This is a genomic window from Pseudomonas sp. GW821-FHT02H09 (genome assembly GCF_059421425.1).
In genome coordinates this window covers 19,690-33,367 of sequence record NZ_JBWKVA010000007.1, presented here as the reverse complement: position 1 = coordinate 33,367, position 13,678 = coordinate 19,690, and the positions used below count along the sequence as shown (strand labels likewise).

General features: G+C 59.5%; 9 protein-coding genes. All 9 read right to left on the bottom strand.

Going from position 1 to position 13,678, the window contains the following annotated elements; genetic code table 11:
• Window positions 1–29 precede the first annotated feature (29 nt).
• A complete protein-coding gene (locus AC07VR_RS10985) occupies window positions 30–3,305 on the bottom strand; it encodes a transglutaminase family protein (RefSeq protein ID WP_494993448.1) in 3,276 nt (1,091 codons plus the stop codon).
• A 359-nt stretch (window positions 3,306–3,664) separates the two neighbouring features.
• Entirely contained in the window at window positions 3,665–5,968 is a 2,304-nt protein-coding gene (locus AC07VR_RS10980) for a YgiQ family radical SAM protein (RefSeq protein WP_494993447.1), read from the bottom strand.
• Window positions 5,969–6,212: 244 nt separating this feature from the next.
• On the bottom strand, window positions 6,213–7,607 hold the full coding sequence (gene dnaB / locus AC07VR_RS10975) for a replicative DNA helicase (protein WP_494993446.1): 1,395 nt from the start codon (window positions 7,605–7,607) through the stop codon (window positions 6,213–6,215).
• A 137-nt stretch (window positions 7,608–7,744) separates the two neighbouring features.
• Window positions 7,745–8,191, bottom strand: a complete 447-nt coding sequence (gene rplI / locus AC07VR_RS10970) for a 50S ribosomal protein L9 (protein WP_095169562.1) — start codon at window positions 8,189–8,191, stop codon at window positions 7,745–7,747.
• 19 nt (window positions 8,192–8,210) lie between these two features.
• The gene (locus AC07VR_RS10965; RefSeq protein WP_494993445.1) at window positions 8,211–9,104 is read right to left on the bottom strand and encodes a hypothetical protein; all 894 of its coding nucleotides are present in this window, start codon (window positions 9,102–9,104) and stop codon (window positions 8,211–8,213) included.
• 36 nt (window positions 9,105–9,140) lie between these two features.
• Window positions 9,141–9,371, bottom strand: coding sequence for a 30S ribosomal protein S18 (gene rpsR, locus AC07VR_RS10960; RefSeq protein WP_002551829.1), 231 nt, complete (start codon window positions 9,369–9,371; stop codon window positions 9,141–9,143).
• A 28-nt stretch (window positions 9,372–9,399) separates the two neighbouring features.
• A complete protein-coding gene (rpsF, locus tag AC07VR_RS10955; RefSeq protein WP_150743927.1) occupies window positions 9,400–9,825 on the bottom strand; it encodes a 30S ribosomal protein S6 in 426 nt (141 codons plus the stop codon).
• 355 nt (window positions 9,826–10,180) lie between these two features.
• A complete protein-coding gene (gene rlmB / locus AC07VR_RS10950) occupies window positions 10,181–10,948 on the bottom strand; it encodes a 23S rRNA (guanosine(2251)-2'-O)-methyltransferase RlmB (protein WP_494993444.1) in 768 nt (255 codons plus the stop codon).
• Entirely contained in the window at window positions 10,945–13,572 is a 2,628-nt protein-coding gene (gene rnr, locus AC07VR_RS10945) for a ribonuclease R (RefSeq protein ID WP_495011236.1), read from the bottom strand. Before rnr ends, rlmB begins: the two co-directional genes overlap by 4 nt.
• Window positions 13,573–13,678: the final 106 nt, after the last annotated feature.

Genomic DNA, 13,678 nt, shown 5'->3' with positions numbered 1-13,678 from the left:
ATGCGAAAAATCCGGGCGTCGTGTCTGCTTTAGAAACGTCGCAAATCGAGCGTCATCGGCAGCTCATCGTTGATCGTCAGGGTCGGTACCGGCAAGGTGCCAGGGCTGTGGCCAAGGCGGAAGAAACGCGCCATCCGTCGGCTCTCGGCCTCATTAGCGTTTACCGGCAAGCTGTCGTAGTTGCGCCCGCCCGGATGGGCGACGTGGTACTGACAGCCACCCAGCGAGCGTTGCATCCAGGTATCGAGCAGGTCGAACACCAGCGGCGCATGCACCGGGATGGTCGGTTGCAGGCAGTTGGCCGGCTGCCAGGCGCGGAAACGCACGCCAGCGACGAACTCGCCGACCCGCCCGGTCGGTTGCAGTGGCACCGGGATGCCGTTGCAGGTCAGCACATAGCGCTGCGGCGGCAAGCCGTTGAGCTTGACCTGCAAGCGCTCCAGCGACGAATCGACATAACGCACCGTGCCTCCGGCCGCGCCCTCTTCACCCAGTACATGCCATGGCTCGAGGGCTTGACGCAGTTCCAGCTGGATGCCGCTGACGGTGTAATCGCCGACCTTCGGAAAACGAAACTCCAGATGCGCGGCGAACCACTCGGCGCGCACGGCATAGCCGGCGGCGTTCAGATCAACGATGACGTCGGCGAAATCCTGTTCGATAAAGTGTGGCAACAGGAAGCGGTCATGCAGTTCCGTGCCCCAACGGGCCAACTTGCCAGGCGCATAAGGCTCACGCCAGAACCGCGCCACCAGCGCTCGCAGCAGCAGTTGCTGGGCCAGGCTCATGCGCGCATGGGGCGGCATTTCGAACGCCCGCAACTCCAGTAGCCCAAGGCGGCCAGTAGCACCATCGGGTGAATACAGTTTGTCGATGCAGAACTCGGCGCGGTGGGTGTTACCGGTGACGTCGATCAGCAGGTTGCGCAGTAAGCGGTCGACCAGCCATGGCGGACACTCTTCACCCGGCTCGGGCATTTGCGCAAAGGCGATCTCCAGCTCATACAACGCATCGTTACGCGCTTCGTCCACACGCGGCGCCTGGGACGTCGGGCCGATAAACAACCCGGAGAACAGGTAGGACAGCGACGGGTGGTTATGCCAGTAGCTGATCAGGCTGCGCAGCAAGTCCGGGCGACGTAGAAATGGTGAGTCGGCCGGTGTCGCGCCACCGAGTACGAAATGGTTACCGCCGCCGGTGCCAGTGTGGCGGCCGTCGATCATGAACTTCTCGGTGGACAGTCGCGTCTGCCGCGCCTCTTCATAGAGAAACTCGGTGCGCTCCACCAACTCGTCCCAACTGGCTGAGGGCTGCACGTTGACCTCGATCACACCCGGGTCCGGCGTAATGCGGAAGTTGCTCAGACGCGGATCGCTCGGCGGCTCATAGCCTTCCAGCAACACCGGGCAATGCAGCTCCTCGGCGGTCGCCTCGATGGCACTGACCAGCTCCAGATAGTCTTCGACCCGCTCCAGCGGTGGCATGAACAGATACAGGCGCCCTTCCCGCGCCTGGGCGCAAAACGCGGTGCGGGTCAGCCAGTCAGCGGACTCATCGATTTTTGGTATGCGCTCATCGCTCAGCGCCGGATCGCCATGATCCTGCAGCTGCGCGGTATCGGGCAGCCGGGGCAAGTCCTGATTCGGATCGGTGGGATGCACAAACGGATATTCCGCTGCCGTCACCCAAGGCTGCGAGGCCAGTGGCAAGCGATAGCCCAGCGGCGAATCACCCGGCACCAGTCGGCAATGGTTTTCGCGCAAGTACCAACGACCGCTCTGCCATTGATCACCCTTGGCAGTGCGCGCCAGCGGCAGGACCTGGCCGATAACCTTATCCAGGCCCTGGCTGAAGACTTTATGCAGGCGGGCACGTTCGAGCTCGTCGCCCAGGCGTGAGTCTTCGGCGCTCACATTCAGCGGCAAGGCGCCTTCACGCCAGAGGTAATAGAAATTGTCTTCGTAGGCCGGAAACACGAAGCGTGTCGGCAGTTTCAAGCGCTCGGCCACACTCGCCAGAAAACGCCCGGCCAGCTCACCATCAGCACCATAGTCTTGCTGTTCATCGGCAATCAGCGCGCTGTTGTGCCAGATCGGCACGCCATCGCGGCGCCAATAGCAATTGAGCGACCAGCGCGGCAGTTGTTCGCCGGGGTACCATTTGCCCTGCCCGAAATGCACCAGCCCCTTGGGCGCGTAGTGTTTGCGCATCCGCTGGAACAGCTCAGCGGACAACCTGCGCTTATCCGGCCCCAGCGCCGCGGTGTTCCATTCAGCGCCATCCGGATCGTCGATCGAAACGAAGGTCGGCTCGCCGCCCATGGTCAGGCGTACATCGCCCTCGAGCAGGTCAGCATCGATCTGCCGACCCAATGCCTGGATCGCCAGCCACTGGTCTTCGGTGTAGGGCTTGGTGACCCGCGGGGCCTCCCAAATCCTTTCCACTGACATTTCGTGGGTAAATTCGCACTCGCACGGCTCGACCAAGCCACTGATCGGCGCGGCAGAGGACGGATCGGGGCTACAGGCCAACGGGATATGCCCTTCACCGGCAAACAGCCCTGACGTCGCGTCCAGGCCGATCCAGCCAGCACCGGGCAAGTACACCTCGCACCAGGCATGCAGGTCGGTGAAATCCACTTCAGTGCCGGATGGCCCGTCGAGGGCTTTGACGTCGGCGGTCAGTTGAATCAGGTAACCGGAGACAAACCGCGCTGCAAGACCGAGGTTGCGCAGCAATTGCACCAGCAACCAGGCGGAGTCACGGCAGGAGCCGGAAGCGTTCTCAAGGGTTTGCTCGGGCGTCTGCACACCCGGTTCCATGCGAATCAGGTAGCCGATGTCTTCGCTCAAACGCTGATTCAGCGCAACCAGAAAGTCGACGCTGGGCAGCGGCGTGCGGTCGATGCCGCCCAGATATGCCTTGAACTTCGGCGTCAGCGGCAGCGTTTCCAGGTACGGTGCCAGCTCACGCTGTTCGTCAGCAGCGTAGGAAAAAGGAATCTTTTCCGCATAAGGCTCAAGGAAGAAATCGAACGGATTAAACACCGCCATCTCGGCCAACAGATCGACCTCGATCCGCAGCTCATTGGTTTTCTCCGGGAACACCAGTCGCGCCAGGTAATTACCCTGGGGATCTTGTTGCCAGTTGATGAAGTGCTGCTCCGGTAGAACCTTCAGCGCATACGACAGAATCCGCGTGCGGCTGTGGGCCGCCGGACGCAGGCGAACGATCTGCGGGCCGAGTTCGACCGCGCGGTCGTATCGGTAATGCGTGACATGGTGCAATGCGACATGAATCGACACGGCGTGCCTCCTGCGAGCCTGGACATAAATGAAAGCGCGCAAGACTTATGCCATCCAGACAAGTCGGGCGCTTTCATCGGTTGCTCAGGGCAGTACAGCACCAAAATCGGGCGAGGGGAGATTCTGCATTGGAGCGCTTGCACATAATTGTGGCGCTCCCATGATCGTTCCCACTCTCCTGCGTTGATCATTCCCACGCTCCTGCGTTGATCGTTCCCACGCTCTGCGTGGGAATGCAGCCCGTGACGCTCCGCGTCACTGGACGCGGAGCGTCCCAAGAGGCATTCCTTTGCGGCGCGTGGGAACGATCAGCAAAACGCCAGCCCGAAGGCTGGCGTTTTCTTTATCGCTGGCTGCGCTTAACGCGGTACGACCGGCTTGCGCTCAGGCTTCTTGCCTTTGCCTTTGGCCGCGTCCATACGCTCCTTGGCTGCCTGTTTGTTGCGGGCAAACGCCGCCGCCTTCGCCTGCTCACGCTTGTCCCACGGGTTGCCGCCGTCACTGGCACGCGGTGGCAAACCGGTGTGCTGGGTCAGGATTTTAGTGGTCGTGTCCTTGGCCACTTTATGGCTACCGGCCGGTGTCGAGTTCTTGCGACGGGCGCTCTGGTAGCTGTCGGTCGCCGGCTGATGCAGTGGAATCAGCTGATTCTTGCCCGGCCCGATCAGGTCGGCGCGGCCCATGCGGGTCAGCGCTTCACGCAGCATCGGCCAGCCTTTCGGGTCGTGATAACGCAAGAACGCCTTGTGCAGGCGACGCTGCTCTTCGCTCTTGACGATGGTCACGGCGTCGCTCTTGTAAGTGACCTTGCGCAGCGGGTTCTTGCCCGAGTGGTACATCGCGGTGGCGGTGGCCATCGGCGACGGGTAGAACGCCTGCACCTGGTCCGCACGGAAACCGTTGCCCTTGAGCCACAGGGCCAGGTTCATCATGTCTTCGTCGGTGGTGCCCGGGTGGGCGGCGATGAAGTACGGAATCAGGTACTGCTCTTTCCCGGCTTCCTTGGAGTACTTCTCGAACATCCGCTTGAACTTGTCATAGCTGCCGATGCCCGGCTTCATCATCTGATTGAGCGGACCTTCCTCGGTGTGTTCCGGGGCGATCTTCAGGTAACCGCCGACGTGGTGGGTCACCAGCTCTTTGACGTATTCCGGCGACTCGACCGCGAGGTCGTAACGCAGGCCGGAGGCGATCAGGATCTTCTTCACACCCGGCAAGGCACGGGCACTGCGATACAACTGGATCAGCGACGAGTGGTCGGTGTTCAGGTTCGGGCAAATGCCGGGGAATACGCACGACGGCTTGCGGCACGCGGATTCGATTTCCGGAGTCTTGCAGGCGATGCGGTACATGTTCGCGGTCGGGCCGCCGAGGTCGGAAATGACGCCGGTGAAGCCTGGGACCTTGTCGCGAATTTCTTCGATCTCGCGAATGATCGACTCTTCGGAACGGTTCTGGATAATCCGGCCTTCGTGCTCGGTGATCGAGCAGAAGGTACAGCCGCCAAAGCAGCCGCGCATGATGTTCACCGAGAAACGGATCATGTCGTAGGCCGGGATCTTCTCCTTGCCATACGCCGGGTGCGGAATACGTGCGTAAGGCATGCCAAACACGTAGTCCATCTCTTCGGTGGTCATCGGAATCGGCGGCGGGTTGAACCAGACGTCGACTTCGCCGTGCTTCTGAACCAGCGCGCGGGCATTGCCCGGGTTGGTTTCCAGGTGCAGCACGCGGTTGGCGTGGGCGTACAGAACAGCGTCGCCACGGACCTTTTCTACCGACGGCAGACGGATCACGGTTTTGTCGCGGGTCATCCGCGGGCTCGCCAGGATCTGCACGACCTTGGCTTCTTCCGGATCTTCAACCGGACCCTTTTCCTGCTCGATGGCGCAGGCCTGGGTGTCTTGCGTGTTGACGTACGGGTTGATGATCTTGTCGATCTTGCCCGGACGGTCGATGCGCGTGGAGTCGACTTCGTACCAGCCTTGCGGCGTGTCACGACGAATGAACGCGGTGCCGCGCACGTCGGTGATGTCTTCGATCTTGTGACCGTAGGACAGACGCTGGGCGACTTCGACGATCGCTCGCTCGGCGTTGCCGTACAGCAGAATGTCGGCGCAGGCATCGATCAGGATCGAGTTGCGCACCCGGTCCTGCCAGTAATCGTAGTGCGCGATGCGGCGCAAGGAAGCTTCGATGCCACCGAGAACAATCGGCACATTCTTGTAGGCTTCCTTGCAGCGCTGGCTGTAAACCAGGCTCGCGCGATCCGGACGTTTGCCAGCCATGCCACCGGGGGTGTAGGCGTCATCGGAACGGATTTTCTTGTCGGCGGTGTAGCGGTTGATCATCGAGTCCATGTTGCCGGCCGCGACACCGAAGAACAGGTTCGGCTCGCCGAGCTTCATGAAGTCGTCTTTGGACTGCCAGTTTGGCTGGGCGATGATCCCGACGCGAAAGCCCTGGGACTCCAGCAGCCGGCCGATGATTGCCATGCCAAACGACGGATGGTCGACGTAGGCATCACCGGTGACGATGATGATGTCGCAGGAATCCCAGCCGAGCTGATCCATCTCCTCCCTGCTCATTGGCAGGAATGGCGCCGGTCCGAAACATTCGGCCCAGTACTTGGGATAGTCAAATAACGGCTTGGCTGCTTGCATGTCGATGACCGGTGTTGAGATGAAAAATCGCGGGCGCGGAATATAGCACAAATTTTGACCAATTCCGACGGCTATGGTCGGAAATTGGTGGCAACTACTTCACGGGCATTTGTGTGTAGGAGCGAGCTTGCTCGCGATGGACGTTAACGATAACGCGTGTTTTCTAAATAAACACGCCGCCCTTGAGTCCATCGCGAGCAAGCTCGCTCCTACAGGGCATTGGGGCAACCCCCTCGCCACAGGGTTATTCGTCTTCGAAGTTGTAACTGCCTGGCGCGAGGTTTTCGAAACGGGTGTATTTGCCGATGAACGCCAGGCGAGTGGTGCCGATCGGGCCGTTACGCTGTTTGCCGATGATGATTTCAGCAATGCCTTTGTGCTCGGTTTCCGGGTGATACACCTCGTCCCGGTAGACGAACATGATGACGTCGGCATCCTGCTCGATCGCTCCGGATTCCCGCAAGTCGGAGTTGATCGGGCGCTTGTTCGGACGCTGCTCCAGGGAGCGGTTGAGCTGAGACAGCGCAACTACCGGGCAGTTGAATTCCTTGGCCAACGCTTTCAACGAGCGGGAAATCTCGGAAATCTCGTTGGTCCGGTTGTCACCGCCGGAGCCTGGAATCTGCATCAATTGCAGGTAGTCGATCATGATCAAGCCAACCTCGCCATGCTCACGCACCAGTCGCCGAGTACGCGCACGCATCTCCGAGGGGCTGATGCCGGCGGTGTCATCGATGAACAACTTGCGATCGTTGAGCAGATTGACTGCCGAGGTCAGGCGCGGCCAGTCATCGTCTTCCAGGCGACCGGCACGGACCTTGGTCTGGTCAATCCGACCCAGGGACGAAAGCATACGCATGATCAGCGATTCGCCTGGCATCTCCAGCGAGTAGACCAATACAGCCTTCTCGCTGCGCAGTACGGCGTTTTCCACCAGGTTCATGGCGAAGGTGGTCTTACCCATGGATGGACGGCCGGCGACGATGATCAGGTCGGCCGGCTGCAGGCCGCTGGTCATCCCGTCGAGATCTGTATAACCGGTGGACAGGCCAGTGATGGCGTTGTCGGTATTGAACAGCGTATCGATACGATCGATGGCCTTGGTCAACAGGTCGTTGACGCTGACCGGGCCGCCGGTTTTCGGCCGCGCTTCGGCGATCTGGAAGATCTGCCGTTCGGCCTCGTCAAGAATCTCTTCGGCGGTACGCCCTTCCGGGTTGAAGGCGCTGTCGGCGATTTCGGTGCTGATGGCGATCAGCTGACGCAAGGTGGCCCGCTGCCGGACGATCTGCGCATAGGCCTTGATGTTAGCGACCGACGGCGTGTTCTTCGCCAACTCGCCCAAGTAGCCGAGGCCGCCGACCTGGGAGCTTTGACCTTCCTTGTCCAGCTGTTCGGACAGGGTCACCACGTCGATTGGTGAGTTCTGATCCGCCAGTTTGGCAATTGCCCGGAAGATCAGGCGGTGGTCATGTCGATAGAAATCACCGTCGGAGACTTGATCGAGCACGCGTTCCCAGGCGTTGTTGTCCAGCATCAGACCACCGAGCACAGCCTGTTCGGCCTCGATGGAATGCGGCGGCACCTTCAGGGCAGCGGTTTGCAGATCGTATTGCTCAGGAGAGGAGATATCGTTCATGGCCACTTGGAATCAGGAAAGGTTTTATAACCAGAGACAATCAGGATCAGCAGAAAGACAAAGGGCACGACCTGTAAACAGGATCGTGCCCGATGTTACCGGCAAGCACCCAAGGGTACCAGCCGATCAAGTGCTGCTTAAGCTGCTACCACGACAACGCGTACGGTGGCTTCAACTTCAGCGTGCAGGTGCACGGCTACGTCGAATTCGCCTACGTTGCGGATGGTGCCGTTCGGCAGACGAACTTCGCTTTTTGCAACTTCAACGCCAGAGGCGGTCAGTGCATCAGCGATGTCGTGGGTGCCGATCGAACCGAACAGCTTGCCTTCGTCACCGGCGGTGGCAGTGATGGTCACTTCCAGCTCGGCCAGTTGGGCAGCGCGGCTTTCAGCCGAAGCTTTCTTGTCTGCAGCCAGTTTTTCCAGCTCGGCACGACGCTCTTCGAACGCAGCCAGGTTGGCAGCGGTCGCAGCGGTAGCTTTGCCGTAAGGCAGCAGGTAGTTACGGCCGTAACCAGCCTTAACGTTCACTTTGTCGCCCAGGTTGCCCAGGTTGGCGACTTTTTCCAGAAGGATCAGTTGCATGTGGAAATCCTCTTAACTTTTAACCTTCACCGTTCGCGCTATCGGCGTCTTTCGGCGCCAAACGACCGCGAAAATCAATCAGGCTGTCGACAATGGCCAACACCACGAGCAACGGATAGATCAGCTGCATAAACAGCAACAGCGTTACGTACAACCCCACCAGCCAAAACCTGGCCAGTCGCTTTTTAGTCACCAGCCCATGAATCAGGGCCAGCCCGGCGAACACCAGCGGTACGCTGCACAACGGCGTCAACATGGCCATCTGGTTACCGAAGTTCGGCCCCAGAAGCATGCACGCCAGCAGCAACATCGCCGGCCCCAGCGGGATTCGGATGGCGCGAAATTCGCGACCAAAACCACCAGGGTTGTACAACAACGCCTGCCAGTAGCGCCCGACAATCAGGCTCAGCACACTGACGATTTGCAACAAGGCTGCTATCAGGCCGGTCAGGACCGGTGCAATCAGTGATGCCAGACGCGCTCGCTCTTCTACCGAAAACTTCTGGTAGAGATCTCCAAGCGCCAGCGGCAGGATTTTTACCAACTCCTGCGCCAGGCTTTCGATCTGAGGGCGGAATGCCGCACCCAACACCACTGAAAACACCAGTCCCATCGCTATGCTGACCAGCAGCACACGGTTCCAGGACTCACTTGCGCGCAAAACCAACGCAAGGCCCGACGACCCGAGCAACACCATAAGTGCGCGTGGATCATCAGAATAAAGCCACCAGATCAACGCTGGCAGCAGTCCAAGAGCAAGGACGCCAACGGCATCCCTGACTCCGCGCCGCAGGAGCACAAGACTTCCCGCGGCAGCACCCAACCAATACAACAACGGCAATGCTGCACATCCAGCCACTACCAGAGTGGCCTGCATGCGACCGCGCATGATGAACTCAGCTAAGGCGCGCATGCATTCAATCCCTTACTACGTGTCGACTGCCCGGTCTCAGCGGCCGTGGCTGTCGGTGTAGGCCAGCAGGGCCAGGAAGCGGGCGCGCTTGATAGCGGTGGCCAGCTGACGCTGATAACGAGCTTTGGTACCGGTGATGCGGCTTGGAACGATTTTGCCGGTCTCGGATACATAAGCTTTCAGAGTGTTGAGATCTTTGTAATCGATCTCTTTCACGTCTTCAGCGGTGAAGCGGCAGAATTTACGACGACGGAAGAAACGTGCCATGTAATTGGCTCCTCAAAAGGTCCGTGGATTACTCGTCAGCGTTATCGCTGTTGTCGCTGTCATCACCATCAACGCCATCGGCGCTGTCGGAGTGCTCAGGACGGTCGCGACGCTCACGGCGCTCACTGCGGTTTTCTTCAGCCTTGAGCATCTCGGATTGGCCGGTAACGGCTTCTTCGCGACGGATGACCAGGTTACGGATCACTGCATCGTTGTAGCGGAAGTTGTCTTCCAGCTCGGCCAGGGCCTTGCCAGTGCACTCAACGTTCAGCATCACGTAGTGAGCCTTGTGAACATTGTTGATTGCGTAGGCCAGTTGACGACGGCCCCAATCTTCCAGACGGTGGATTTTGCCGCCGTCTTCTTCGATCAGCTTGGTGTAACGCTCAACCATGCCGCCGACTTGCTCGCTTTGATCCGGGTGGACCAAAAAGATGATTTCGTAATGACGCATGAATGCTCCTTACGGGTTGTAGCCTGCCGCTCAAAAGCGGTCAGACAAGGAGTGAATGACACTTGTGTGTCTTGCCAGAGGTCGACACATGTGTGCCTGCCGTCACAGCAAGGGGCGCAATTGTAGAGAAGGGGCGTAAGAGGCGCAAGGCAATTGGTGATTATTTGAACAGTTCGTTCACACCATCAATTTTTGCCCTGACACAAACCATTGTGGGAGCGAACTTGCTCGCGAATACGGCTCGACATTCAATGAATATGTTGAATGACGCTCCGCTATCGCGAGCAAGCTCGCTCCCACAGGGTGTGGTGTGGGGCATAGAAATCAGGCCAACCACAATGAAACTACAGCAGGATCAGGACTTTTTGGCGGCCGCTGCGGCTTTAACGCTGCGCTGGCGCTGAGCCTCGAACAGGCAAACGCCGGTGGCCACGGAAACGTTGAGACTGCTGACGCTGCCGGCCATTGGCAGGCGCACCAGGTAGTCGCAATGTTCACGGGTCAGGCGCCGCATGCCCTTGCCTTCCGCCCCCATGATGAGGATGGTCGGCCCCGTCAGGTCTTGCTGATACAGGTCCTGCTCGGCCTCACCCGCGGTACCGACGACCCACAGGCCGCGCTGCTGGAGTTTCTCCAGAGTACGCGCCAGGTTGGTCACCGCCACCAACGGAATCACTTCCGCGGCGCCACAGGCGACTTTTCGTACAGTCGGGGTCAGGGTGGCTGACTTGTCCTTCGGAACGATCACTGCCAACGCACCGGCCGCATCAGCAGAACGCAGGCAAGCACCGAGGTTGTGCGGATCGGTCACGCCATCGAGCACCAGCAGCAGCGGCGCACCTTCGGTACGGTCGAGCAGCTCGTCGAGCATTGCCTCGCCCCAGACCTGGCTTGGACTGACGTCCGCCACCACGCCCTGGTGCACGCCTTCAACCCAGGCGTCCAGCTCACGACGCTCGGCCTGACCGACCGCAACGCGGTTTTCATTGGCCAGCTCGATCAGCGTCTGAACGCGCGGATCGCTGCGGCCTTCGGCCAACCAGATCTGCTTGACGCGTTTAGGGTGATGACGCAGCAACGCTTCTACGGCATGCACGCCGTAGATTTTTTCCAACTGACTCATGACTTGGCCTTAGGTTTACGCGCCCCGCCGCTTTTGGCTGGAGCCGAGCCCGCTTTCGGCGGGCCTTTACGGTGTTTACTCGGTTTGGCTGGCTTGCCCGTCGAGCTGGTTGATCCCGACCTTCCGGACTTTCCCTCAGACGCCGCTTTACCGCCGCTTTTCGCTTCGTTCAGCAACGCCTGCTTCATTTCACGACTTTTGCGCAACTCAGCGTTTTTCGCCGCAGCATCGCTTGGACGGTAAGCTTCGCTGGATTTCTTGTCCGCCGCGGTACGCCGCCCGGTCTTGGCCGCTGCCGGCTCAGGAACAGGTTTCGCCGCAGGCACATCAACACCCGCCGTACGTTTCTTGCGACCGATCGGCGCGCTGATGGTTTTTTCGGCCATCTCGAAGTCGATTTTGCGCTCGTCCAGATCAACCCGCATGACCCGCACTTCGACGGTATCGCCCAAGCGGAAGCTGCGACCGGTACGCTCACCGGCCAGGCGATGGTGCACAGGATCGAAGTGGTAGTAATCGCCCGGCAAGGCGGTGACGTGAACCAGACCCTCGACATAAATATCGGTCAGCTCAACGAACAGACCAAAACCTGTCACGGCAGTAATCACACCCGGGAAAGACTCACCAACGCGATCCTTCATGAACTCGCACTTGAGCCAGTTCACAACGTCACGAGTCGCTTCGTCGGCACGGCGCTCGCTCATGGAGCATTGCTCACCGAGCTGCTCCAGCGCCGCTTCGTCGTACGGATAGATGCGCGCTTTCGGAATGGTCATCGCCCCGGCACGCTTGACGTGCGGGGTGTTCTGCTTGGAATGGATGACACTGCGAATCGCCCGGTGCGTGAGCAAGTCCGGGTAACGGCGAATTGGCGAAGTGAAGTGGGTATAGGCTTCGTAATTCAGACCGAAGTGGCCCTGGTTATCGGCGCTATAAACCGCCTGACTCAACGAACGCAGCATGACGGTCTGGATCAGATGGAAATCCGGACGATCCTTGATACCGGCGAGCAGCGCCTGGTAATCCTTCGGCGACGGACCGTCTTTGCCTTTATGCAGCGACAGGCCAAGCTCACCCAGAAACGCGCGAAGCTTTTCCAGACGCTCCGGCGGCGGACCATCGTGGACCCGGTACAGTGCAGGAATTTCGTGCTTTTTCAGGAACTCAGCGGTGGCCACGTTGGCCGCCAGCATGCACTCCTCGATCAGCTTGTGCGCATCGTTACGAGTGGTCGGAGTGATTTCAGCGATTTTACGCCCGGAGCCGAAGATGATTCGGGTCTCCTGGGTTTCAAAGTCGATCGCTCCACGGACATGCCGTGCGCCGAGCAACACTTTGTACAGTGCATACAACTGCTTGAGGTGCGGCACGACATCCGCGTATTCGCTACGCAGCTGTTTGGCTTCGCTGGTTTTCGGCTGCTCGAGGATCGTGCTGACCTTGTTGTAGGTCAGACGAGCCTGGGAGTGGATCACCGCTTCGTAGAACTGGTAATCGGTCATTTCGCCGGTTTTCGAGATGGTCATCTCGCACACCATGGCCAGACGGTCGACTTTCGGGTTCAGCGAGCACAGGCCGTTGGACAACTGCTCCGGCAGCATCGGTACAACGCGCTCGGGGAAGTACACCGAGTTGCCGCGTACCTGCGACTCGGCATCCAGCGCCGAACCGATCTTCACATAGCTGGAAACGTCGGCGATGGCCACGTACAACTTCCAGCCACCGGAGAACAGGCGCAGCTTGCCAGGCTTGGTTTCGCAATAGACCGCGTCATCGAAGTCGCGCGCATCTTCGCCGTCGATGGTGACGAACGGCAGATGGCGCAGATCGATGCGCTTCTCTTTGTCTTTCTCTTCGACTTGCGGCTTGAGCTTGGCGGCTTCTTTGAGCACCGCTTCAGGCCAGACGTGAGGAATGTCATAAGTACGCAGCGCGACGTCGATTTCCATGCCCGGCGCCATGTAGTTGCCCACTACCTCGATCACGTCGCCTTGCGGCTGGAAGCGTGGCGTTGGCCAGTGAGTGACCTTCACTTCGACGAACTGACCGACTTTGGCGCCGGCATTGCGACCCGGCGTGACCAGCACTTCTTGCTGAATCTTCGGGTTGTCGGCAACGACGAAGCCGATGCCGCCTTCTTCGAAGTACCGGCCAACGATGCTTTCGTGGGCACGGGAAACCACTTCGACGATCATGCCTTCACGGCGACCACGACGGTCCAGACCGGAAACCCGGGCCAGCGCACGGTCACCGTCGAACACCAGACGCATTTGTGCCGGGCTCATGAACAGATCGTCACTGCCGTCGTCCGGGACCAGGAAGCCAAAACCGTCTCGGTGACCGCTGATGCGACCGAGGATCAGGTCGAGCTTGTCCACCGGTGCGTAAGTGCCGCGGCGGGTATAAATCAGCTGAGCATCGCGCTCCATGGCGCGCAGGCGGCGACGCAGGGCTTCGAGCTGGTCTTCTGTGGTCAGACCAAACTCTTCGACCAACTGCTCGCGGTTAGCCGGCGAACCTCGATCAGCAAGGTGCTGAAGGATCAATTCGCGGCTAGGAATAGGGTTTTCATATTTTTCCGCTTCACGAGCGGCCTCGGGATCGAGGGACTGCCAATCGGCCATTAGAGAGTTTTCACCTTGTCTATATGCGGGTTAGTTTGGCATACACGTATTGAAACGGGAAATTTCAGGCTCCGACAGCACTTGAAAAGCTCTTTGCCAAGCATAG

Coding starts and splice junctions, on each gene's coding strand:
- rpsF (WP_150743927.1), bottom strand. CDS start 9,825: ATGCGTCATTACGAAATCATCTTTTTGGTCCACCCGGATCAAAGCGAG.
- rlmB (WP_494993444.1), bottom strand. CDS start 10,948: ATGAGTCAGTTGGAAAAAATCTACGGCGTGCATGCCGTAGAAGCGTTG.
- dnaB (WP_494993446.1), bottom strand. CDS start 7,607: ATGAACGATATCTCCTCTCCTGAGCAATACGATCTGCAAACCGCTGCC.
- AC07VR_RS10965 (WP_494993445.1), bottom strand. CDS start 9,104: ATGCGCGCCTTAGCTGAGTTCATCATGCGCGGTCGCATGCAGGCCACT.
- rpsR (WP_002551829.1), bottom strand. CDS start 9,371: ATGGCACGTTTCTTCCGTCGTCGTAAATTCTGCCGCTTCACCGCTGAA.
- rplI (WP_095169562.1), bottom strand. CDS start 8,191: ATGCAACTGATCCTTCTGGAAAAAGTCGCCAACCTGGGCAACCTGGGC.
- rnr (WP_495011236.1), bottom strand. CDS start 13,572: ATGGCCGATTGGCAGTCCCTCGATCCCGAGGCCGCTCGTGAAGCGGAA.
- AC07VR_RS10980 (WP_494993447.1), bottom strand. CDS start 5,968: ATGCAAGCAGCCAAGCCGTTATTTGACTATCCCAAGTACTGGGCCGAA.